We start from the raw sequence: 22,882 nt of genomic DNA on the forward strand, positions 1-22,882 counted from the left end.
CGGGGCGGTCGGTTATGGGGGCGACGGAGGGGCCTCAGTGGGCCACGGCGGGCTCGGGGACGGTCTCCTCGGTACCGCCGGTGATCGGCGGCACCGGGGCGTCCGACGCCCGGACGAAGCGGGGTCCGGCCGGTCCGTACACGGCGCGCGGCTCGGGGAACAGAGTGAGCAGGGCGAGGTAGAGCACGACCGCGAGGGCGAGGCCGACCGGCAGCGAGATGTCCGTACCGCCCGCGAGGTTGCCCAGTGGGCCGACGAACTGGCCGGGCAGGTTGGTGAAGAGGAGCGCCACGACGGCGGAGACGAGCCAGGTGGACATGCCGCGCCAGTTCCAGCCGTGCGTGAACCAGTAGCGGCCACCGCGCCGGCGGCGGTTGAAGACCTGCAGCGCCTCCGTGTCGTACCAGCCGCGCCGGGTGACATAGCCGAGCGTCATGACGATCATCCACGGTGCCGTGCAGGTGATGATCAGCGTGGCGAAGGTGGAGATGGACTGCGCGAGGTTGAGCGCGAAGCGGCCGGCGAATATGAACGCGATGGACAGGGCGCCGATGAAGAAGGTGGCCTGGACGCGGCTGAAGCGCGTGAAGACGCTGGAGAAGTCGAGCCCCGTGCCGTACAGGGACGTCGTGCCGGTGGAGAGGCCGCCGATCAGGGCGATCAGGCAGAGCGGCAGGAAGTACCAGCCGGGCGAGATCGCGAGCAGTCCGCCCACGTAGTTCGGGGCGGCCGGGTCGACGTATTTCGCGGCCTTGGACGCGATGATCGACGCGGTGGCCAGGCCGAAGAGGAACGGCAGCAGGGTGGCGATCTGCGCGAGGAACGCCGCCCCCATCACCCGGCGGCGCGGAGTTTCGGCCGGGATGTAGCGGGACCAGTCACCGAGGAACGCGCCGAAGGAGACCGGGTTGGAGAGCACGATCAGCGCGGCGCCGATGAACGACGGCCAGAACAGCGGGTCGGCGCTGGAGGTGAAGGTTCCCGCGTAACCGGGGTCGAAGTCCCCCGCGAAGGCGAAGGCACCGAGCACGAAGAGGGCCGATGCCGCCAGCACCGCGATCTTGTTGACCAGCAGCATGAACCGGAAACCGTAGATGCAGACGACGAGTACGAGCCCCGCGAAGATCGCGTACGCGATGCCGTAGGTGACGTCCGACTCGGGGACGTGGACGAGCCGGTGCGCGCCGCCGACGAGCGCGTCCCCCGAGGACCACACGGAGATCGAGAAGAACGCGACGGCGGTGAGCAAGGAGAGGAACGAGCCGACGACCCGGCCGTGCACGCCCAGGTGCGCGGAGGAAGAGACGGCGTTGTTCGTGCCGTTGGCAGGGCCGAACAACGCCATCGGGGCCAGCAGCAGCGCACCCGCCACGAGACCGAGGACGGTCGCCGCGAGCCCCTGCCAGAAGGAGAGCCCGAAGAGGATCGGGAAGGCGCCCAGCACACAGGTCGCGAAGGTGTTGGCACCGCCGAAGGCGAGCCGGAACAGATCGATCGGGCGGGCCGTGCGGTCCTCGTCCGGGATTCGCTCGACACCATAGGTCTCGATTTCGGTGATCGAGCTCGTCACGGGCGCTTCACCTTCCGTTCATGCAAGGGGGACGGTTTCACAGTCTGTGGCCCATGGCTGACCAGCGACAATTGTGTCCATCACGGAGACGTACGCTGTTTTGTGTGGCCAGCAACAAACTCACCGTCGGGGACCTGCTCTCCTTCCCGGCGCTCCAGCTCTCCGTGAAGGCCGGCAGCGGCGGTCTGAACCGGTCCGTGTCCTGGGCGCACGCCAGCGAGCTCGCCGATCCGACGCCCTGGCTCCTGGGCGCCGAGGTGATCATGACGGCGGGCCTGGCGGTCCCCCGAACCGCGGCCGGACAGCGTGCCTATCTGGAGCGGCTGGACGACGCCGGGGTATCCGCTCTGGCGCTCTCCGCGCAGTTGCACATGCCCCCGCTGCACGACGCGTTCTTCCAGGCGGCGGAGGAGCGGGGCTTCCCGGTCCTCGAAGTGCCGCTCGCCGTTCCGTTCATCGCTGTCGCCCAAGAGATCGCGGCCGCGGCCCAGGAGGACGCCCGGCACCGGCTGGGCGCGCAGCTCCAGGTCTTCGGCGCGCTGCGCTGGCTGGTCGCCGAGAACCTCGACACGCCGACACTTCTGCGCCGTCTCGAAGGCCTGTCGGGTTACGACGTCTACCTCTGCACACCGCAGGGCCGTCCCCTCCTGCCCGGCGTTCCCGTACCGGATCCCGCTGTCCTGCCCGCTTCCGTCGACGCTCCACCGACGATCCCCGGCGGATTCGTCCTCCCGGTGCCCGCGCCCGGGGGCCCGGCGGGCTTTCTCGTCGCGTACGAGCGTCAGGGCGCCCAACCCTCGGGACTCGCCGTCGTCCAGCACATCGCCACCGTGGCGGCGCTGCGGCTGGCGATGGTACGCAACGAGCGCGAGACGCTGCGCCGCGAGGGTGCCGAGACGCTGGCCGAACTGCTGCAGGAGGTGCTCGACCCGGAGGCGGCACGCCGCCGGCTCGCCCGGCACGCGATCGAGGGCGACACCGTACTCCTCGTGGTGCGCCACACCACCGACGAGGCACTGCTGCGCTGTCTGGAGGACCAACCCCATCTGCTGCTCACCCGAGGCGAGGACCGCTACGTCCTGGGGGCGCCGGAGCTGGCAGTGGCCGTCGGTGAGCTGCCGGCCGTCGCAGCCGGGATCAGCCGCCCCTTCCTGCCGGGCGCCGCACTGAAGATCGCCCAGCGCGAGGCGCTCTGGGCGGTCTCCAAGGCGGTGGAGTCGGGCCGCCCGGTCGTCCGATACGGCGACGACTCGACGGGCCGGTGGCTGCCCGACGACCCCGCTGTCCTGACCGCGCTGGTCGAGCACGTGCTCGGCGAGGTCCTGCGCTACGACGAGGCCCATGACTCGCAGCTGCTGGTCTCCGCCCGCACCTGGATGGAGCGCGACCGCCGTACCGAGACGGCTGCGGCGGCGCTCCACATCCACCCCAACACCCTCGCCTACCGGCTGCGCCGCTTCGGCGCTCTCGCGGATCGTGATCTGACGTCGACGGGGGCCCTGGCCGAGGTCTGGCTGGCGATCCAGGCGGCGGGGGCGCTGGGCCTCACCGACTGAGCGGGTTCGTCGGGGTCTGCCGGCGCGTTTCGGCAAGTGGACGACCGTGTGCGAGAGGCACGGACGATGGTCGGCGGACGGCACCTGGGAGAAGATCTTCGCAGCCGTCCTGGCCGGTGCCGACGCCGAAGGCCGCATCGACTGGTCGATGGTGAGCGTGGACTCCACCTCCTGCCGAGCCCACCAGCACGCTGCCGGAGCGCGCAAGAGCCCCCCCGAGGGTGCCGGGAAAAGACGCACGCCTCGGCAGCACCGCCCCGACGAGGGACTTGGACGCTCCGGGGCGGCCTGACCTGCGAGATCCACCTCGCCGGGGAAGGCGGCCGCCGCCCTCTGGCCCTACTGATCACCCCGGGCCAGTGGGGCGACGCCCCGCAGCTCATCCCCGTCATGGAACGAATCCGGGTCGGCCGACTCGGCGGTGGACGTCCCCGGACCCGGCCGGATCACCTCGGCGGCGACAGGGCGTACTCCTCCCTGCGCAACCGCCGTCACCTGCGCGGACGCCAGATTGCGCGGTCGGCCGTCCGTCCTTGCGGAACTGCTCGCCGCGGGTCTCGTACGGCTGCGGCCAGCCTGTCGGGGAGTCCTCCCAGATCTCCTGGATCTCCTGCCGTCCGTAGACGGTCATGTCGAGGATGCCGTAGGAGGGTGTCATGCGCTCGACACCTCGGCCGGTGGTCCAGTACGTCTCGTACACGCCGTTGCGGAGGTAGCACGCCTTCATGCCGAAGCGGCGGCCGGCGAGGAGCCGTTCATGGGACTCGGCGGGTACGGAGTACCAGGGCATCTCCCAGCTCATGAAGCGGCGGTAGCGTTCGGACCCCTCGTAGGGACCCTGGCAGAAGGAGGCGAAGGTGACGTCACGCTGGTGCAGATGGGACAGTTCGCGGACCTGGCCGGTGAAGAAGGTGCAGCCCTCACATTGGTCGGCGGCTGGGCGGCCGTCGTGCCACATGTGGTACGACGTGAACAGCTGGGTACGGCCGTCGAAGGCGTCGATCAGGGGAACTTCTCCGTTGCTTCCCGACGAGCGGAGTCGACGGGGCGACCTCGGTCATGGGAAGCCGTCGCCGTGCGGCGGCGATCGCATCGCCCTCCCGGGTGTGTCTCCCGGGCGCGCAGGGTGTCGCTCGCGGCCGGCCACTCCGAGCGGGAGACGACCGGCGGCTTGTTCGTAGCAGTGCCCGTACTGACCCGGCAGCCGACAGAAACTCATCGGCGGGGTCCGAGGCGTGCGGCCCAAGCGTCCGCAGCCAGTCCACGATCCGCCCGCCGTCATCGGCACGCCGGACAACTTCACACGACCAGCCGGACCGAACAACTCGGCCAGGCAGGCAACGTGTTGATTCTCGCCGACACCCGGTTTCGTGAAGAAGGGCACCACCTCTGCAGGGGCGCAGCGCCGGTACTCCGGCACGGTCGGGCGGAAAGAGAAGTCGCCAGACCGGTGTCTTCGCCGCCTGCGCCACTGCCCGCGGCAACGCCTTGCTCGACCGCTAGTGCCGCGGCAGGCAACGTTTGCCCGTCAAGGAGCGGCGTCCGGTGCGTGCTCTCGGCGTGCCGGCCGGAAGTCCTCGTACTGGACGTACTTGGGCTTTCGTCCGGTGCGGCGAGAGTGCGTGCCGGGCGTCGCGACGGGGCGAACGTTGCCTGTTGCGGCACTAGCTCTACCTGCCCAAGTCCTGGACAGGCGACCGGGAACGCTTGTCGGCGGGGCCGGGAGCCATGGGCGAACGGTTCTACGACTGGGCCGCCGCTCCGTGGGCTGGTACCGGCACATCACGCTGGCCATGCTCGCCCACGCGTTCCTCGCCGTGAACTGGTTCCGATGGCGGCGGCGTCCCCACCAGGCGCGTGCCCGACGCTGTCATTACATGCGGCGCGGGCACTCGTTGGTGGGACCGTCGGCCCAAGACCGTCCCACCCATGCCAAACCCTCGCTAAACTCCCCACCGCCAGGCCGTTGACCAGGAGAAATACAGAAGTCCGGCTGGAGTACTAGCCTTGAAGACCGGAGTACTGGCGTTGAAGAAGAGAGTCCTCCGCATTCGCCGACGGAAGTGATGATCATGGACATCAATGGTTCGGTAGCCCTTGTCACGGGAGCCAACCGCGGCATCGGAATGGCCTTCACGGAGGCCCTGCTCGCTCACGGCGCAGCCAAGGTCTACGCCGGTGTCCGGGACCCGAAGACCGTCCTGGCCTCCGGGCTCACCCCGTTGCGACTGGACGTCACCGACGAGGAGCAGGTCGCCGCAGCCGCACGTGCCGCCGATGATGTCAGCATTGTCATCAACAACGCCGGGGTCACCGGTGGCCCGTCCCTTCTGGAGGGTTCATTGGACGGTGCCAGGCGCGAGATGGAGGTCAACTACTTCGGCACCTGGGCTGTCTCGCGTGCGTTCGCGCCCGTGTTGGCCGCCAATGGCGGGGGAGCGCTGGTGAACATGCTGTCCGTGGCGTCGTGGGTGGCCAATCGGCGGTATCCGAGCTACGCGGCCTCCAAGTCCGCTCAGTGGTCGCTGACGAACGCCTTCCGGCTGGCACTGCGGGAGCAGGGCACGCTGGTGGTCGGCGTGCATGCCGGCTATGTCGACACCGACTTGGCGGCGGACGTCGACTCCCCGAAAATCCTTGCGGGCGACGTGGCCGAGGCGGCGATGACGGGGCTGCTCAATGATGAACCCGAAGTGCTGGTCGACGATGTCACCCGCCAGGTGCGCGCCGCGCTCTCGGGGGGACTGGACGAGCTGTACGCCAATCGGTGAGTGCCCAAGGCCACTGTGATCCCGGCCGTCGAGCAGGCCGGGGCTGCGCGTTCGTTCCTGCCCTTCCTTACGAAGCCGGTGTCGTCGAGATCAACGGCGAACTGAAGAACGTCGTCGTGAACGGCGTCGACATCGCACCGCTCGTCGAAGCCGAACTGAACCGTCGCATGCCCGAGCGGGCGAGGATGCGCCCCGACGACACCGACGGATTCCGTGAGGCGTGGGCCATCCTCGAGCGGTTGCGGGAGGGCACCGTCGCGCGTGCGAGGACATTTCCCGAAGCGGCGCTCCACCGCAGCATCGATGACGAGTGGTCCTTCATCCAGACCTTGCGGCACCGAATCCCCGGCCGGTCCCGACACGCCGACCGATTCCTTTCGGAGCTGACCCGAGTCTTCATATTCGAGGGCCGGAACGTCCGACCCCGAGAACGGAGACCATCATGCGCAAGCTCATCGCGGGGGCATTCGTCACGCTTGACGGTGTGGTCCAGGATCCGGGCGGATTCAGCGAGATCGAACGCGGCGGCTGGGCACTGGACTACTTCGACGATCCCTCACGCCGGCGGGCCACCGACGCGCTCTTGGCGAGCGACACCTTTCTGCTGGGGCGGGCGACCTTTGAGATCATCGAGAAGGCCTGGTCGGGCAACACCGGGCCGTATGCCGAGGCGATGAACAACATTCCCAAACTCGTCGTGACGAGGACCCTGCGCGGCCCGTTGCCCTGGAACGCCATCGCCCTCACCGGTGAGGCGGCGCAGACGGTCGCGAAGCTCAAGCAGGAGCCCGGCGGCAACATCGTGATGTACGGCAGTTCCACGCTCATGCGAACTCTGCTCCAGCACAATCTGATCGACGAGCTGAACCTCGGCGTCCACCCCTTGGTCGTCGGCGCGGGAAAGCGGCTCTTCGAGGGTGCGCTGCCGGGCTCGCTGCGGTTCGTGGCCGCAACGCCGAGTGCGACAGGCGTCGTCACGCTCACCTACGCCCCGTAATGTCGATCGGGATGGGCGATTTCGCAACGGACACGGAACCCTACCGGCGCGAGCTGCTGGCGCACTGCTATCGCATGCTCGGATCGGTGGACGACGCCGAGGACGTGGTCCAGGAGACCTACCTGCGTGCCTGGCGTTCGTACGAGACGTTCGAGGGCAGGTCGTCGGTGCGTACCTGGCTCCACCGGATCGCCACCAACGCATGCCTTTCCGCGTTGTCGCACCGTAGTAGGCGTTTCCTGCCGTCGGGCCTCGGCGGACCTGCTGATGACCCCATGAACCCACCGATGGCTGCGCAAGCGCAGTGGGTTCAGCCCATTCCCGACTCGATGCTCGACCCGGCAGCGATCGTCACGGCGCGCGACAGCCTGCGGATCACGCTGATCGCCGTGCTCCAGCAGTTGCCGGGCCGCCAGCGGGCGGTGTTCATCCTGCGCGACGTCCTGGCGTGGCCGGCAGCGGACGTCGCGCAGGTGATGGGCATCAGCACGGCAGCGGTCAAGAGCACGCTGCAGCGCGCGCGTGCGCGACTGGAACAGGCGCCACCTGACGTCGGGGAATCGGTCGAGCCCGGCGAACTGAGCGCCGTCCTCGCCCACTACATCGCCGCAGTCGAGGAGGCCGACGGCGCGGCGCTCGAACAGCTACTGCGTGTCGATGCCAGGGTCGAGGCAACACCTTGGCGCACCTGGTTCTCCGGCCGCGCCACCTGCGTGCCCTTTCTCGTGCAGCGGGTCCTGGGCTCGCCGGGCACGTGGCGGTTGCTGCCGACCAGCGCGAACGGCCGGCCGGCGGCGGTCGGCTACCGCGACGGTCAGCCCTACGGCATCCTCCTGCTCACCGTGACCCCGGCGGGCATCGCGAGAATCATCGCCTTCGGAGATCCGGGACTTGTCAAGCGGTTCGGCTTTCCAGCGTCCGTGTGAGCGCGAAGACCCGCTCGGGGTTGGACAGCCGCGCCGAAGGTCACGATCTACGGCTGGAGTACCAGGAGTTCACCTGGCGTCCGCGCGACAACGACGAGGCAGGCTCGGTCTTCGACGAGCCTTATGAGCGCTACCTGGACTCGGAGGACGTGATCGCACCGCCGTTGCCATGCCCCGGGCCCGGTCGTCCATCTGCGCATGTCCTACAGCGGGGCCGAGGAAGCCTCTGAGTACGCGGCCGCATTGGCTCACGAGCACGGGCTCATCTGCTTTGATCCGCAAGGAGAAGCCCTGCGGTCCTGAACCGCATGCCCCGATCGGCGGGCGGCGGGCCCCGGCGGCATGTTGGTGGGCACGACGATCGTGGAATCCACCGCCACCCCAGTCACCCGTACTGCCCCATCCCAGGGTTTCCGGACATGATCGGTCATTCCGAGGAGAAGAAGTGCCATGACGGCTGACAGCCGCCGAACCCACGTCGGGAAGGGAAAGACATGCGCCTGGACCTCACGGGACGGACCGCGCTGGTGACGGGATCCACCCAAGGCATCGGAGCCGCGATCGCGGCCGGACTCGCGCGGGCCGGCGCGCGGGTCGGGGTCAACGGACGCGACCGGGACAGGGTCGAGGACGCCATCAAACACCTCAGAGCCGACGTGCCGGACGGCGACTTCCTTCCGGTCACCGCCGATGTCGCGTCCGAGGAAGGCGCCGTCGTCGCCCGGGAAGCCCTGCCGGACGTCGACATCCTCATCAACAATCTCGGCATCTTCGGCGCCAAGGACCCGTTGGAGATCACGGATGACGAATGGCGTCGCTACTTCGAAGTGAACGTGCTGGCCGCCGTCCGTCTCACCCGTACCTACCTGCCGCAGATGATCCAACGGGGCTGGGGCCGAGTCCAATACATCGCAAGTGACTCCGCAGTGGTGATCCCCGCCGAGATGATCCACTACGGCATGTCGAAGACCGCCCTGCTCGCGGTCGGCCGTGGCTTCGCAAAGCACGCCTCAGGGACCCACGTCACCGTGAATTCCGTCATCGCCGGCCCTACCCACACCGCTGGTGTGGAGGATTTCGTGTACCAGCTCGTCGACCGTGACCTTCCCTGGGACGAGGCGCAGCGAGCCTTCATGCGAGAGCACCGCCCGCAGTCGCTGTTGCAGCGGCTGATCGAACCAGAGGAGATCGCCAACATGGTGGTGTACCTGAGTTCCGACCTGGCGTCCGCCACCACAGGCGGCGCACTGCGGGTCGACGGAGGGTACGTCGATTCCATCCTCCCCTAGGTATGGCCCGAACTCCATCACCCATGTCCGAAGAGGTCGGAACGTTCATCATGCCCCGCGCCGACCGGACCCATCTGCGTGACGGTGTCGCTGAGCAGTCTGTGGACGTCCAGGGTCTTCTGCCGGTCAGCGGACGATGTCGCTCGCCAGCTCCCACAGTCGCTCGGCGTTCGCCGGGTCCAGCGCGTAGGGGGCCACGCCGGGGACGCCCAACTGGGTGGGCCGGGCACGGACGCGAGGCGCTTCGTTGACGTCCTCGAAATAGCGGCCGCCTACGCCTTCGACCAGCGGGGAAGCGGCGAGGAACACGGTGGTCGCGGCCCCCTGCTCGATCGTCTTGCGGTACGGCTCGGGGGTCCGAAGGCCTCCGGTGTGCCGCTGGAGGTTGGTGGCGATCGCGCCCGGGTGCAGGGAGTTGGCCGTGATGCCGTCGCCGGACCAGCGGCGCTGCGCCTCGACGGCCAGGAGGATGGCGGCGGTCTTGGACTGGCCGTAGGCGACGAGCGCGTCGTACGGGCGGAAGCGGAAGTCGATGTCGTCGAAGACGACGGGAGAGAAGAGATGGCCGCTCGAGGAGACCGAGACCAGGCGCGCGCCGTCGCCGTCGGCGAGGGCGCGGTGCAGCCCCAGGGTCAGGGCGAAGTGCCCCAGGTAGTTGGTGGCGAACTGCTGCTCGTGGCCGCCGATGCCCCGCTCGAGTTCCGGCGGCATCATGATGCCGGCGTTGTTGATCAGGATGTGCAGCGGCCCCTGCCAGCCGGTGGCGAGCGCCCGCACCGATTCCAGGTCGGCCACGTCCAGACGGGCGACGTGGATCGCGTCGTTCCCTGTGGCCTTGCGCAGATCGGCCGCGACCTGCTCGCCGGCTTCCGGACGTCGGACGGCGAGCGTGACCTCGGCGCCGCCTGCCGCCAGAGCGCGGGCGGTCTCGACTCCGATGCCCGAGCCCGCGCCCGTGACGATAGCGCGCCTGCCTGACAGGTCGACGCCTTCGATCACCTCCGAGGCGGTGCTGTCGCGGCCGAGTGGGGTCGTGAAGAGCTGGGACATGTGATGCGTTCCTCCGGTCGTTCGAACTGCGCCGTCATGGTGCGCCGACCGGTGTGGGGTGAACCAGGACGGGTCGAGACTGGGACTGACAGGGCCACCCATGAACCCGGAACGCGTTCGTACGCTGGAAACATGACAGCCACCGCAGACGCCAACGCACTGGGCCGGTATCTGCGCGCCCGCAGGGAACTGGTCCAGCCCGACGAAGCCTGGGATCAGGGCAACCGGCGTGTCCCGGGGCTGCGCCGCGAGGAGGTCGCCTTCTTCGCGGGCATCAGCTCCGACTACTACAACCGCTTGGAGCAGGGCCGCGACAGGAACCCCTCGGAGCAGGTCCTGCGCAGCATCGCCCGGGCCCTGCGACTGGACGAGGAGGCGACGACCTACCTGCTGGAGATCGCCACACGCAAGAGCCCGCGGCGCAAACGGCCTCGCAAGCCGGAGCAGGTCGGTGACGGCATGCGCACGCTCATCGACTCCTGGCCACTCACCCCGGCGTACATCCACGGCGCATACATGGACGTCCTGGCCGCCAACAGCCTCGCCATCGCGCTCTCACCCTTCAACGCGCCGGGACACAACGGCATTCTGGCCGCGTTCCTGGAACCCGAGATGCGGGAACTCCACCAGGACTGGGAAGACATGACCGCCCGGGTCGTCCCGTACCTGCGCTCGGTGGTCGGCGCGGACATCGAGGACCCGCGCCTTGTCGAGATCGTCGGAGAGCTCTCCCTGCGCAGCGAGCGCTTCCGCACTCTCTGGGCCCGGCAGGACGTCAAACACAAGACCACGGGCACCAGCCTGCTTCGTCACCCCCAGGCCGGCCCGCTGGAACTGCACTACGAAAAGCTGCTGGTCCCGGGCACTGGCGGGCAAACGCTGATCACCTACCACGCACGGCCCGGCAGCGCCTCCGAAGAACGCCTGCGCCTGCTGGCCAGCATGAACGCCCCCGACCATGTCGGCGGTACACGGCCCGCGGGCGACCAGACCCGAATGCCCGGACGCACCATGCCCTGAGGTGCTCCCCGGACATCGGCGACCGGTCCGGTCGCCGACACACGCGTCCTTCTTCGTCACGCTGGGTGAGCCGACTGCCACCTCACGCGGTCAGCCTCCGTGCGGTCAGCCCTCCGCGCGGGCGGGCAGCCGCCATCCCGGGCGCGGGAAGTGGCAGGTGTAGCCATCGGGGTAACGCTCCAGGTAGTCCTGGTGCTCGGGTTCGGCCTCCCAGAAGGGGCCGACCGGCTCGACCTCGGTGACGACCTTGCCCGGCCACAGGCCGGAGGCGTCCACGTCCGCGATGGTGTCCTCGGCGATCCGCTTCTGCTCGTCATCCACGTAGTAGATCGCCGAGCGGTAGCTGAGACCGATGTCGTTGCCCTGGCGGTTCTTGGTGCTCGGGTCGTGGATCTGGAAGAAGAACTCCAAGATCGCGCGGAAGTCGGTCTTCTCGGGGTCGAAAAGGATCTCGATGGCCTCCGCGTGGGTGCCGTGGTTACGGTACGTGGCGTTCGGTACGTCACCCCCGGTGTATCCGACCCGGGTCGCCGTCACGCCCGGGAGCCGGCGGGTCAAGTCCTCCATCCCCCAGAAGCATCCGCCCGCCAGTACGGCCCTCTGCGTCTGCGCTGCCATTTCGGCCCCTCCAATGTCTGTCGCCTCGGTCACTCGGGCTGCTCGGCTCGCACACCGGCGGCATCCCATGCCCTCTGGCTTCATCAGCACGCGAGGGTTCCAAACAATTCCGTGCCCGCCCGCCTCGTCGGCGATCAGCCGGGGACGGGGCACCGCCGCAGCCTGCGGAAACCGTCCCGGGGGCGGTGTCTACGCCACCGCGAGATCCCGTTTTTAAGTTGATTAGCAATTAATATAGACAGGCTTGAGGGGTGCTCGTCCGCCCCGGTGGCTGTTCTGCCGCATCGAGACCGACGACGGCGTCGTCGGCTGGGGCGAGCCGGTGGTGGAGGGCCGGGCCGAGGTGGTCCGGTCAGCCGTCGAGGTGCTGGCGGAGTACCTGGTGGGCCAGGACCCGCTGCGCATCCAGGACCACTGGCAGGTGCTGAGCAAGGGCGGCTTCCACCGAGGCGGCCCGGTCCTCTCCAGCGCCGTCGCCGGCATCGACCAGGCCTTGTGGGACATCGCGGGCCGTGCCCTCGGGGTGCCGGTGCACACCCCGCTCGGCGGCCCGGTCCGCGACACCGTCCGGGTGTACGCCTGGGTCGGCGGCGACGAACCCGAGCGGCTCAAGGAGGAGGTCACCGCCCAGGTGGAGGCCGGCTTCACCGCCGTCAAGATGAACGCCGCCGGGCGCACCCCGCCGATCGGCAGCCCCGCCGAGACGGCTGCCGTCGTCGAGCGCGTGGCGGCCGTGCGCGAGGCCCTGGGCCCGCACCGAGACGTCGCCGTCGACTTCCACGGCCGTTTCAGCGCCGCCAACGCGCGGCGTGTGCTCCACGAGATGGCCCCGCTGCACCCGCTGTTCGTCGAGGAACCCGTCCTGCCCGAGCAGGCACACCTGCTGCCCGGGCTGGTCGCCGCCTCGTCCGTACCGTCGGCCACCGGCGAACGGCTGTACGGGCGGGCCGACTTCCTCCCGGTGCTGACCGCGGGCGTCGCCGTCGCCCAGCCGGACCTGTCGCACGCCGGAGGGATATCGGAGGTGACCCGGATCGCCTCGCTCGCCGAGACCTTCGGGGCCCACCTGGCGCCGCACTGCCCGCTCGGTCCCATCGCGCCGGCAGCCAGCCTCCAGGTCGCCTTCGCCACGCCCAACTTCCTGATCCAGGAGCAGAGTCGGGGCATCCACTACAACAAGGACGCCGACTTGCTCTCCTACCTGGTCGACACCGAACCCTGCCGCTTCGTCGACGACCAGGCGCACCGCACCGGACTGCCCGGACTCGGCCTCGCCGTCGACGAGGACGCGGTCCGCGCGGCCGAACGGTCCGGCCACGCCTGGCGCAACCCCGTCTGGCGGCACGCCGACGGCTCCTTCGCCGAATGCTGAGCGCCACGCGGCTGCCCGTCCACGTCGCCACCGACCCGGACCACGGCGGACGCTGGACGTCGCTGACCGCGGGCGGCCGCGAATGGCTGTGGCACCGCGCCGGGCCCCGCCGCCTCGTGGTCCGGCCCGGTGACCCCTTCGCCGACGACGGCGGACTGGAGGAATGTGTGCCCACCGTGCGCGGGCTGCCCGACCACGGGGACACCTGGTCGCGGCCCTGGCGAAGGACGGGGGAGGAGGACGTCGCGGAATGCCCCGACTTCCGCCTGACCCGGCGCATCGGCGAGCGAGGGGACGCGCTCGTCGCCGACTACACGCTCGCCGATGCGCCCGGCTACCGCTTCGTGTGGGCCGCCCAACGCCCTGCTGGACCTCTCCCCAGCTGCCCGGATCGGCGTCGTCGGACCGGCGGTGACCCGGCTCTACGCGGACGAGGGCGACCGCTGGGTCGCCGGCAACTGGCCCAGCGTCGACGGCGTACCGCTGGACCGCATCGGCCCGGACGACGGGAGCGCCGTCGGAGCGGTCGTCCTCACCTCCCGGGTGTCCGTGCACGACGGCGCAGACACGCTGCACCTGTCCGTCGAGGCCGAAGGGCAGCCGGTCGCGGTCGCCCTCTGGCGCAATCTCGGCGGCTTCCCCCAGGGCGCGCCGTACCGCTCGGCCGGCGTCGAGCCGATGCTCGGCCGCGTCTTCGACCGCGCCGCGGCGGAGGACGGCGACAGCGCCGTGGCGCCGCCGACCGGCGAGGTCACCTGGCGGCTCACCGTCACCGCGACCCGCCGCACCTGAACCCCCATCACCAGAAGGGATGTCGGATGAACCTGCTCGACGCGCTGCGCGCCCACCGGCTCCTCGCCATCGTCCGCGGCAGCGACCCGGACGCCGCGCTGACCACCGTGCTCACCCTCGGTGCTTCGAGTGCAGGCTCAGCCCCGGTTGTCGTCCTGATGTCCCGCACCCGCCGGCACTTCCTCGGCGGTGGATTCCTCTTCGTGGGACAGGCGGTATGCCACGGCGAGTCCCCAGGGGACACCGAAGAGGAGGACGAGGGCGAAGCCGAGAACGAGGGGAGCCGGGCGTGCCGCACCGACTCCCGCACACACGACGGCCACGACGACGCAGGTGCGGGTCAGCGGCCGGTAGAGCCCGCGTTCCTCACGCCAGACGCGCAGGGAGGCCGCGAGCACCATCGTCGCGCAGAGCACGACGGCCGCGCCGCCGCCGAGCACCCAGGCCGTGGCGGCGGGGGTCCGGCTGTCGTGGGCGTGCTCGACGAGGCCGGCCGTCGCGGCGCCCACGGCGGCCGTCGCGGCGCCCATGGCGGCCACCGCGGCCGTGAGCGGCATGTGAACCAGCATCCACTCCACGGTGTTCGCGCGTGTGGGCCTCGGCCGCCGGTGTCCGGCGACGTCGAAGTACGTCCACCAGGCACCGAAGCCGATGACGACGGCGACGAGCCCGACGGCCAGGGTGAGCGCGTTGGTCGGCTCGTGGGCCAGTCCGTCGACGACGCCGGTCACGGTCTCGACGAGCACGATGACGATGCCGCCGGCCCGGCGGCGGGACCGAGATGGCGCACCGGCTCAGCCAGCTCCTGGACGAGGGCGAATACGCGAGCCGCGTACGCCGCGAGCCGGGATCGGAGAGTCGCCATTTGCTGCGACGGGACACCCTTCACACGGCAGCCGGACAGGTCCTCGCGACCCCTGCCCGGTTTGACGAGGGGCCAGTCTCACCGCGTCGGCCTGCTTGCGCTGCTTGGCGTAGGCCAGAGCCGTCTCGTAGCCCGCGATGGTGGCGCCGATCGCCTCCCAGTCGACGCAGAAGCGCGAGGCCGGCAGGGCGCAACCGGTCCCGCCACAGGCGCGATGCGCCTGCCCCTGGGAGCCAACGACCGGATGCGAGAGCCGGCTCGGTCCGAGTGGAGGCCGACCCCCCAACGGCCCGACCCGTCGGCGGTGAGCCGAACTCGGCGACGCGCACGAGCTCTTGGGCGCGAGGTTCGTTCATGGAGGGACGTGCGGTGATCAGGTGAGACCGAGCTGCTGCAGCATGCCGAGCTCATCGCTGCTGCCCCAGCGCTCGACCATCTTCCCGTCGGCGAACCGGCTGATCTGCATGCCTCGGTAACGCACCGTCTTTCCCGTCGCACTGTGCCCCATCAGTTCACCGAGATGTGTGCCCGTGATGGTGTATGCGAACGCGATTTCGTCGTCGGTGGCCATGACGTGCTCGACCTCGATGTGCAGATCGGGGAAGGCCCGCCTCATCGTGGCGAACATCTCCTCATAACCTTCCGGTCCCGGAACCTGTCCTGGGGCCGGGTCGTGGTCCACGGAGTCGGGCGCCACGTATTCCTCGAGCTCGCCGAGGTGGTCAGTGTTCACCGCTGATCCGAAGCCCTCCAGGACGGCGGCGTTGCTGCTGCGCGACATGACGCGCTCCTTGACGTTGCAGCCCTGGGCGTACACATCGAGGATGTGCAGTCGCCCCTTCCTCCCATCCACGATAGGTCTGGCGGCCTGAGGCGGCCTGCCGACGCCGGGGAGGGCGGCCAGGGCGTCGGCGGATGCGCTCTTCACTTGAGGCCGCTGAGCATGACGCCGCGGATGTAGTACTTCTGGAGCAGCAGGAAGAGGATCAGGACCGGCAGGATGCTCAGCACGAGGCCGGCCATGACGATGGGCATCGTGCGGGTCGGGTCGACGTAGTCCTGCAGGAGCTGGATGCCGACGGGCAGGGTCATCACGTCCGGGTCGGCAGTCGAGACGAGCAACGCCCAGATGTACTCGTTCCAGGCGTCGACGAAGGTCAGCAGCCCGAGGGTCACCATGACCGGCTTGGTCTGCGGCACTACGATCCGCCACCACACGGCGAACTCGCCGGCACCGTCGATGCGCGCGGCCTCGAGGACCTCGTCCGGGATCGAGACCATGAACTGGCGCATCAGGAAGATCCCGAATCCGTTGACGAGGAACGGCATGGCGAGCGCCGTGATGCTGACGGTCAGGCCCGCGCCGCCGCGCCCGAACAGGTCGTTGCCGCCCGCCAGCGGCCAGTGCACCAGGATCAGGAAGTGCGGGATGAAGAAGAGGAACGGGGGGAACATCATCGTCGACAGCACAAGACGGAAGATGAAGTGCCGGCCGGGGAAGCGGAGTTTGGCGAGCGCGTAGCCGGCGAGTGACGACGTGAGCAGCACCGATCCGGTGATCACGGCGGTGGCGATCACGCTGTTGCGGAAGAGCACCGGCAGGTTGAGCTGGTCGATCGCCGCCCGGTAGTTGGACAGGTCGAAAGCCTCGGGAAGGAACCGGTACGGCAGTGTGCCGGACTCGCCGGGCCCCTTGAAGGACGTCATCACCATGTCGAGGAACGGCACCACCGTGAGCACGGCGCCGGTCACGACCACCAGATACGAGAACCACGGGAAACGGCGGCGGATCACGTGTCCTCCCCCTTGCGCCGGAAGATCCACAACTGCACCAGGGTGACCACGAGGACCACCACGAACAGCACGAAGGCGGCGGCGCTCGCGGTGCCCCAGTCGCCGTACGAGAAGGCCTGCCGGTACATCTCCAGCGCGGCCACATTGGTCGCGTCACCCGGGCCGCCCTTGGTCATCACGATGATCAGTGCGAACGACTGCAGGCCGGTGATGAACTGGGTGATGCACACGAACAGCAGGGACGGCCGCAGCAGCGGCAGTGTGATCTTCCAGAAGACGGTGACGGGGCAGGCCCCGTCGAGCGCGGCGGCCTCGTAGTACGACTCGGGAATGGACTTCAGCCCGGCGGTCAGGATGAGGATCGCCGTGCCGACCGAGGCCCAGGCCTGTACGACCACGACCGAGGGCAGCGCGGTGTCCGGGTCCTGGAGGAACGCCACCGAGCCGAGCCCAAGGGTGTTGAGGACGCCGTTGACGAGGCCGCCCGGCTCGTACATGTACTTCCATACGTTGCCGATGGCGACGACGGTCGTGACGATCGGCAGGAAGTACAGGGTGCGCCACAGCCCCTGGAACCGCAGCTTGTCGATGCAGGTGGCGACGAGCACGGAGCCGGCGAGCGCGAGGGCCACGGTGCCCAGGGCGAACAGCAGCGTATTGGTGAGGATCGGCGCAAGGAACGTCGATCCGTCCACGAAGAGGCCGGTGAAGTTGTCCAGGCCGACCGGATCGATGTCGCCGAGGTCGAACCCGGCCCAGCGAGACATGGACAGCAGCAGCGCGAAGCCGAGCGGCAGGATCAGGAAGACCGCGAAGAACAGCAACGTCGGCGCCAGGAAAAGATAGGCGACGAGGGCCTGGCGGCGTCGGGGCCGGGTCCGGCGGCGGCCGTCGATGGCGGACCCGGTGGACCCGGCGTCCCGCGGGCTGTGCACCCGCTCGGTCGTCTCCGGTGCCAAGGCGTTCACCATGAGCGCGACACCTCCTGATCGACCTGACGGCGGATGGTGCGCAGTGACTCGTCGACCGACTGCTGACCGGTCCACAACGCCTCGATGTTCTTGCGCAGCAGCGACTTGGCCTGCTGCGCGCCCGGCACGTTCGGCTCCGGCACCGCGTACGCCAGCGCGTCCAGGAACGGGCGCAGGTTCGGATCGCTGCCTTCGCCCAGGAGTGTCCGCATGTCGTCGGCGCGGCCGGTCAGGGAGCCGACCGACACCTGCAGGGAGCTCATCCGGGTCGCCGTCGTACCCTTCTTGGCGCCCTTCACGCGCACCTTCTCGGTGTTGAGCCAGCGCAGGAACTCCCAGGCCTCGCGCGGGTGGTTACTGGCCGCGTTGACCCCCAGCATGAAGCCGGTGGAGAGCGTGGCGAGCTTGTCGTCCGCCTCAGGGACGGGCAGCGGCGCGACGCCGACATCGTGGTACTCATGGCCCATCTGGGTCTTCAGGCTTCCGGTCCACCAGCCGGCGCTGACCACCATGGCCACCTGCCCGGACTGGAACGCCTTGTAGACGTTGACGCCGGGGGCGCTCGCACCTTTGACGACGAGGCGGTGCTCCAGATCGAACACGGCCCGGCCGGCCGGCGAGTCGATGGCGGTGCTCCTGCCGTCAGCGGAGACGAACGTTCCGCCGGCGGCGTTGAGCAGAGCGAGCGTCTGGCCGACGGTGGTGGAGTCGTCGTAGGTCGACAGCCCGAACCCCTGGACCAGCGTGTTGCCGTACCGGTCCCGCTTGGCGGTTCGGTAGGCCGCCTCCTCCAGCTCCCGCCAGGTGCGCGGAGGGCCCTCGATGCCGGCCTCGCGCAGCAGCCGCTTGTTGTAGTAAAGGGCGTACGTCTGCACCTCGGTGGGGTAGCCGTAGACCTTGCCCCCCACCGACGACGCGCCGACCGTGGCCTCGCCGTAGCCGCGCCTGATCTCCTCGGCGTGCTCGGACGGAGCGGCCCGCAGGACGCCGGCCTGGACGAGCTGGCCGTTCCACAGGCAGTACGGGTGGAGGATGTCGGCGCCCTGGCCCGCGGCCTGCCGGACCATGAACGTGGTCAGCAGGTCCGTGAACTCGACGGCCTTCGTCCGCACCTTGACCCGGTCATGAGTGGCGTTCCACTCGTCGACCGGGCGCTGCAGGGCCTCCTTGAGCTCCCCGCTCGCGTAGTGGGAGAGCAGAGTGAGGACGATCGGATCCCCGGGCTGCCCGGTGCCCTGGTACGGCGCGGCGCATCCGGACGTGAGCAGCGCCGGTGCGAGCAGCATCGAGGGGAGCGCGAGGGCGAAGTGACGGCGGCTCAGGCCGCCGGTGTGGTGTGACGGCGTCATCGGGCGGCCTCACGGCGCAGCACGCGAAACACCCGGGTCGTGGTGAAACCGCTCCTGCGGTACAGGTGGCCCGCCGGGGACTGCTCGCCGGTCCACAGGAACCACGCGGAGTGCGCACGGTGCGCCCGCATCCGCTCCAGGACGAGGTGGAGCAGGACCTTGCCGAGTCCGGTGCCGCGCATCTCCTCCAGCACGCCGAACGGCCCGAACCGCTCGTCCACCGAATCGAACGTGCCGTGCATCGCCCAGCCGACCAGGCGGCCCGAGGGATCCCGGGCGACGACGATCCGGTCGAGCGGCGTGCCCGCGGCCAGACACTGCCGGATCGTGCACGCCCAGTCCGGGCCGAAGTGGTTCCCGGCGAGCGCGAACAGGTCCACCAAGTCGTCGTCGCACGGAGTGGCGAACCGGTAGCCCTGCGCCGTCAGTTCGTCCAAGCGGCACGCGACATCGTCCGGGATGCGATAGCCGACCAGGCGGCGGTCCATCGCCGCCGCCTCGTACAGAGTGCGAAAGCCCAGGGACTCAAGCAGCCCGGCCGCTTCCGGGTAAGCCTCGGCGTCCAGGCCGGGCAGGACGTAGTTCGGCGTGTACGAGGAGAAATCCACCCGGTTGCGGCCGTGGCTGTGCAGCCAGTCGAGGGCGTCGGTCAGCAGCCGGCGGCCGAGGCCGCGGCCACGGACGGCCGGGTCGACGAAGAAGAACGGGATCCAGCCCTGCTCCGGCTCCAGGTCGGTCCCGGTCATCGGCGTCAGACGGCGCACCGCGTAGGCCGCGCCAACGACACGGTCGCCGTCGACGGCGACCCGAAGCCCCTCCGCGTCGAAGTTGGCGTCGAGCAGCACCAGGGAGCGGAAGCGGTCAGGGGTGATGGGGTCGGCCGGCGCACTCCGGCGCCACGCCTCCACCAACCGAGGGCCGTCGCCGGCGCGAAAGCCACGAACCTCGACCCGGGATGTCGCTGTGCGATCGGTCATCGACGGGGTTGTCGTCATCAATGGGGTTGTCCTTCCATACGCAGCTCGCGAACGGTGTCGAATGTCGCCCGCGGTGTCGGCGACGGGGCCAGGTCCTGTCGTCACATTCCCGTCGTCCGCCCGGAGGGCGGGCCCTGCGGCGTCAGGTGCGTGCTCTCGGCGTGCCGGGCGCAGGCCCCTCGTACTGGATGAAAGCGTGGCGTTGGTGGCGGGCGACGCGTCGCGGCGGCGGGCCAGGAGGTCTCAGGAGTAGAGCAGTACGTCGTCGCCGGCCCACCGGCCGGGCGGCGCCGGCGGATCGCACAGCGGCAGCGGATCGTCGCCCGCGTCGACGGCGTGCCGCAACCGGTCGGACCCCCACAGCAGGTCGATGAAGTGACGGTGGCCGGTCCCTTCCACGCCGCCGTCCGCGGTGCGCCAGTCGAAGTCGGCCGGGTACAGCCGCCGCAGCGTGGCGAGCATCGCGACGGCGGTACGTACGGGCGCGAACACCTCGCGATCGGTGATGTGGAGCTGGACCCCGCGCAGCGGCCGTCCGGCGTGTTTGTGGAAGGTCGGTACGTACCGCAGATCACGGAAGTGCACTCCAGGCAGGGCGAGCTCGGCGAGCGAGGGCGCGAACCGCGCGTCGATGTACGGGGCCCCGACGATCTCGAATGGCTGCGTGGTGCCACGGCCCTCCGAGAGGTTCGTCCCCTCGAACAGGCAGGTGCCGGGGTAGAAGGTGGCAGTGGCCGGCGTCGGGATGTTCGGCGAGGGCGCGACCCACGGCAGGCCGGTGGCCTCCGCGTCCATGGCACGCTGCCAGCCGGCAGCCTCGATCACCGTCAAGTCAGCGGCACTGCCGGCCAATTGGGGCACGGTCGAGGTGTTGAGACACAGGGCGAGTTCGCCGCAGGTGAGGCCGTGGCGGACGGGTACCGCGGCGCGCCCGACGAAGCTGGCCCACGCCGGGTCGAGTAGAGGGCCCTCGCTGACGACTCCACCGAGGGGATTCGGCCGGTCGGCGACCACGAACCGTACGCCTGTCCGGGCCGCCGAGACCATCAGGTCAAACATGGTCCACACGTAGGTGTAGAACCTGGCCCCGATGTCCTGCAGGTCGTACACGAGGGCGTCGACGCCGCTGTCGACCAGCAGTTTGTCGAGGCGCTCGCCGCTGCACCGGTATGTGTCGTGGACCGGCAGGCCGGTGGTGGGGTCGGCCTGGGCGGCCTCGCTCTCGCCGGCCTGGCCGGTCCCGTGCAGCCCGTGCTCGGGACCGAACAGGGCGACCAGTCGTACGCCGGCCTCGAGCAGCGCGGGCGCGGCCGGGCGCAGGTCGGGGAGGACGCCGGTGTGGTTGGTCACCAGCCCGAGGCGGCCGGGCCCGGCAAGTCCGGGCGACGCGTGCAGTCGGGCGATCCCGGTCGACACCGCGACGCGGTCGTCCCTGCTCACCCCTTGGCCCGTCTGGCGGTGACATCTCGAAGCAGTCGTCGGAAATGTACTTGCATGTCCCGGAATGTTGCCATGATTTGCCACCAGTTCGCGCCAAGGGCGGACGCGGGATCTCGTGCGGCGGCCGGAGCGGTGCGGCGGTGCGAGGAGCGCCGGAGCGCCTCTGAGGAGAAGCTGCGAGTGGTGCCGCCTCGGGCCCGGACCGCGGAGCGCACGTGGAGCCGGACGCGCCCCTCGGCCTTGCCGGTCAGGACGTCGCCGAGCGCGTCGAGTCGCAGGGTGCCGTCGGCGACGAGGTCCGCGATGTTCTGGAACTCGCCGATGGCCACTGACCGGGTGGGCAGGTCGCAGAGCAACCGGGCCTTTTCCAGCAGCGCGGGCGGAAGTTCCTGTTTGCCGCGACCGGGCGACGACGCGGATCGTGTCAAAGGGACGGACCCTGCTCATGGCAGCACATTCCTACAGTGCCTGGTGCCCCGTCCCGAAGACGGCCAGCGCCGACGCGTCGGCACGCGCCAGTGCGTCGACGGCGACGGCGACGGCCGTCCGCTACACGTTCACCGTTCCGGCCTCGACCATGGCGGCGATCCGGCCGACGGTCCGGTCGAAGAGCAGGACGATCGAGTTGTGCCGGGGGATACCCAGGTCCGCGTTGCCCGGCCAGTAGCTGCCGATCTTTACCCCGGCGAGTTCCCGCGACGCGGCCGATTTGACGGTGAATCGGTTCTCGGAATCCGACCCGTGTCCCAGCACGGTGGCAAAGGAGTCGGCCCCCTCGGCCGCGGCGATCAGCGCCTCCCGCACAGCGGTGAAGGCAAGCTTTTCGCTGATGAGGGCGGCGGACTCAGCCTCGGAGACGAAACGCACGATGGTCTCTCCTTCACCGGCCCCGGACGCACTGCCAGCGAGAGCGCACGGTCCGGGACCGAGGGGCGGTCACGTAGTAGACGTCGTGCTGCGCGGCGGTCGCGCAGGCGTGGACGGGCAGGATGCGCAGCCGGGTGCCGACCGGGATGTCGGACAGTTCGGCGCCACTTCCCGGACGGATCGAGAGAATGCCGTGTTCCTGGCTGGCGTCAACCATCGCCAGGTCCTCGTACAGGGCGCCGTCGAGATCCGCGACGAGACCGTACCCCTGGTCCACGCGCTGGACGGAGATGCCGCGGTCGCACGAGGTCGCCATCCGTCCGCCGTCGGTGACGATCCATCCCTTCTCCGGGCGGTGTCCGATGACCGTGGTGACGACTGTCATCGCGAGATCATCAAAGGTGCACACTCCGATGCCGGCCATCACGAGGTCGAAGAAGACGAAGTTCCCCGCCCGGACCTCGGTGCCGGTGAGGTCGGTCGCGAAGTGCGCGATCGGTGTGGAACCTACGCTCACGACAGGGGCTCGGTGGCCCGCCGCGCGCAGGTCTTCGGCGGCCTTCAGGGCGCAGCGGCGTTCGTTGTCAGCGGCGGCGGCGAGCGCCACCGGGCCGTCCGCAAAGTACGACTCGAGGCGGCCACTGTCACGTGCCGCCTG

19 protein-coding genes and 3 pseudogenes are annotated in these 22,882 nt (G+C 69.6%); 9 read left to right on the plus strand and 13 right to left on the minus strand.

The window, feature by feature from the left end; genetic code table 11:
* Positions 1-34: 34 nt before the first annotated feature.
* Entirely contained in the window at positions 35-1,570 is a 1,536-nt protein-coding gene (locus ABZ656_RS19165; RefSeq protein ID WP_101406686.1) for a cytosine permease, read from the minus strand.
* Positions 1,571-1,674: 104 nt separating this feature from the next.
* On the opposite strand from ABZ656_RS19165, the gene ABZ656_RS19170 reads away from it, so the two are divergent.
* Both ABZ656_RS19170 and ABZ656_RS19175 read left to right on the plus strand, forming a co-directional pair.
* Complete coding sequence (locus ABZ656_RS19170) at positions 1,675-3,126, plus strand: PucR family transcriptional regulator ligand-binding domain-containing protein (protein ID WP_101406685.1); 1,452 nt, start codon at positions 1,675-1,677, stop codon at positions 3,124-3,126.
* A 16-nt stretch (positions 3,127-3,142) separates the two neighbouring features.
* Positions 3,143-3,639, plus strand: a pseudogene (locus tag ABZ656_RS19175) (IS5 family transposase); the annotation flags it as partial.
* Positions 3,640-3,751: 112 nt separating this feature from the next.
* On the opposite strand, the pseudogene ABZ656_RS19180 reads toward ABZ656_RS19175, so the two are convergent.
* A pseudogene (locus ABZ656_RS19180) lies at positions 3,752-4,132 on the minus strand (DUF899 family protein); the annotation flags it as partial.
* A gap of 1,066 nt (positions 4,133-5,198) precedes the next feature.
* Between ABZ656_RS19180 and ABZ656_RS19185 the strand changes: the two are divergent.
* The 4 genes from ABZ656_RS19185 (at position 5,199) to ABZ656_RS19200 (ending at position 9,109) form a co-directional block, all read left to right on the plus strand.
* A complete protein-coding gene (locus tag ABZ656_RS19185; RefSeq protein WP_101408337.1) occupies positions 5,199-5,897 on the plus strand; it encodes an SDR family oxidoreductase in 699 nt (232 codons plus the stop codon).
* A 442-nt stretch (positions 5,898-6,339) separates the two neighbouring features.
* Positions 6,340-6,894, plus strand: a complete 555-nt coding sequence (locus ABZ656_RS19190; protein WP_101406683.1) for a dihydrofolate reductase family protein — start codon at positions 6,340-6,342, stop codon at positions 6,892-6,894.
* An 11-nt stretch (positions 6,895-6,905) separates the two neighbouring features.
* The gene (locus tag ABZ656_RS19195) at positions 6,906-7,820 is read left to right on the plus strand and encodes an RNA polymerase subunit sigma-70 (RefSeq protein ID WP_360269379.1); all 915 of its coding nucleotides are present in this window, start codon (positions 6,906-6,908) and stop codon (positions 7,818-7,820) included.
* A gap of 494 nt (positions 7,821-8,314) precedes the next feature.
* Positions 8,315-9,109, plus strand: a complete 795-nt coding sequence (locus ABZ656_RS19200; RefSeq protein ID WP_101406682.1) for an SDR family oxidoreductase — start codon at positions 8,315-8,317, stop codon at positions 9,107-9,109.
* Between the two features lie 126 nt (positions 9,110-9,235).
* Here ABZ656_RS19200 and ABZ656_RS19205 read toward each other — a convergent pair whose 3' ends face one another.
* Positions 9,236-10,159, minus strand: a complete 924-nt coding sequence (locus ABZ656_RS19205; RefSeq protein WP_360269382.1) for an SDR family NAD(P)-dependent oxidoreductase — start codon at positions 10,157-10,159, stop codon at positions 9,236-9,238.
* Between the two features lie 132 nt (positions 10,160-10,291).
* Here ABZ656_RS19205 and ABZ656_RS19210 point away from each other — a divergent pair, with 132 nt between their 5' ends.
* Positions 10,292-11,179, plus strand: a complete 888-nt coding sequence (locus ABZ656_RS19210) for a helix-turn-helix transcriptional regulator (RefSeq protein WP_360269384.1) — start codon at positions 10,292-10,294, stop codon at positions 11,177-11,179.
* A gap of 105 nt (positions 11,180-11,284) precedes the next feature.
* Here ABZ656_RS19210 and msrA read toward each other — a convergent pair whose 3' ends face one another.
* A complete protein-coding gene (gene msrA / locus ABZ656_RS19215; protein WP_101406679.1) occupies positions 11,285-11,797 on the minus strand; it encodes a peptide-methionine (S)-S-oxide reductase MsrA in 513 nt (170 codons plus the stop codon).
* 244 nt (positions 11,798-12,041) lie between these two features.
* On the opposite strand from msrA, the gene dgoD reads away from it, so the two are divergent.
* Together dgoD and ABZ656_RS19225 are read left to right on the plus strand one after the other, a co-directional pair.
* The gene (dgoD, locus tag ABZ656_RS19220; RefSeq protein ID WP_360269386.1) at positions 12,042-13,169 is read left to right on the plus strand and encodes a galactonate dehydratase; all 1,128 of its coding nucleotides are present in this window, start codon (positions 12,042-12,044) and stop codon (positions 13,167-13,169) included.
* A 324-nt stretch (positions 13,170-13,493) separates the two neighbouring features.
* Positions 13,494-13,961, plus strand: a complete 468-nt coding sequence (locus tag ABZ656_RS19225; protein WP_360269388.1) for a hypothetical protein — start codon at positions 13,494-13,496, stop codon at positions 13,959-13,961.
* A 137-nt stretch (positions 13,962-14,098) separates the two neighbouring features.
* Here the strand turns inward: ABZ656_RS19225 and ABZ656_RS19230 are convergent, their stop codons facing one another.
* The 9 genes and pseudogenes from ABZ656_RS19230 to ABZ656_RS19270 all read right to left on the minus strand — a co-directional run.
* Complete coding sequence (locus ABZ656_RS19230; RefSeq protein WP_360269390.1) at positions 14,099-14,707, minus strand: low temperature requirement protein A; 609 nt, start codon at positions 14,705-14,707, stop codon at positions 14,099-14,101.
* Positions 14,708-15,199: 492 nt separating this feature from the next.
* A complete protein-coding gene (locus ABZ656_RS19235) occupies positions 15,200-15,754 on the minus strand; it encodes an ester cyclase (RefSeq protein WP_360269392.1) in 555 nt (184 codons plus the stop codon).
* Complete coding sequence (locus tag ABZ656_RS19240) at positions 15,751-16,620, minus strand: carbohydrate ABC transporter permease (protein WP_101406676.1); 870 nt, start codon at positions 16,618-16,620, stop codon at positions 15,751-15,753. The genes ABZ656_RS19235 and ABZ656_RS19240 overlap by 4 nt, the downstream gene beginning before the upstream one ends.
* A complete protein-coding gene (locus tag ABZ656_RS19245; RefSeq protein ID WP_360269395.1) occupies positions 16,617-17,591 on the minus strand; it encodes a sugar ABC transporter permease in 975 nt (324 codons plus the stop codon). Before ABZ656_RS19245 ends, ABZ656_RS19240 begins: the two co-directional genes overlap by 4 nt.
* Positions 17,585-18,940, minus strand: coding sequence for an ABC transporter substrate-binding protein (locus tag ABZ656_RS19250; RefSeq protein WP_360269397.1), 1,356 nt, complete (start codon positions 18,938-18,940; stop codon positions 17,585-17,587). The genes ABZ656_RS19245 and ABZ656_RS19250 overlap by 7 nt, the downstream gene beginning before the upstream one ends.
* Positions 18,937-19,917 carry a GNAT family N-acetyltransferase gene (locus ABZ656_RS19255; RefSeq protein WP_360269399.1) on the minus strand — a complete coding sequence of 327 codons (981 nt, stop codon included), beginning with the start codon at positions 19,915-19,917 and terminating at the stop codon, positions 18,937-18,939. Before ABZ656_RS19255 ends, ABZ656_RS19250 begins: the two co-directional genes overlap by 4 nt.
* Before the next feature lie 243 nt (positions 19,918-20,160).
* Positions 20,161-21,357, minus strand: coding sequence for a DUF1343 domain-containing protein (locus ABZ656_RS19260; RefSeq protein ID WP_101406673.1), 1,197 nt, complete (start codon positions 21,355-21,357; stop codon positions 20,161-20,163).
* Positions 21,358-21,906: 549 nt separating this feature from the next.
* A complete protein-coding gene (locus ABZ656_RS19265) occupies positions 21,907-22,224 on the minus strand; it encodes a hypothetical protein (RefSeq protein ID WP_101406671.1) in 318 nt (105 codons plus the stop codon).
* Between the two features lie 70 nt (positions 22,225-22,294).
* Positions 22,295-22,816: pseudogene (locus ABZ656_RS19270) on the minus strand (DSD1 family PLP-dependent enzyme); the annotation flags it as partial.
* Positions 22,817-22,882 lie beyond the last annotated feature (66 nt).

It is taken from the genome of Streptomyces sp. NPDC007095, from assembly GCF_040634475.1.
Lineage (GTDB): Bacteria > Actinomycetota > Actinomycetes > Streptomycetales > Streptomycetaceae > Streptomyces.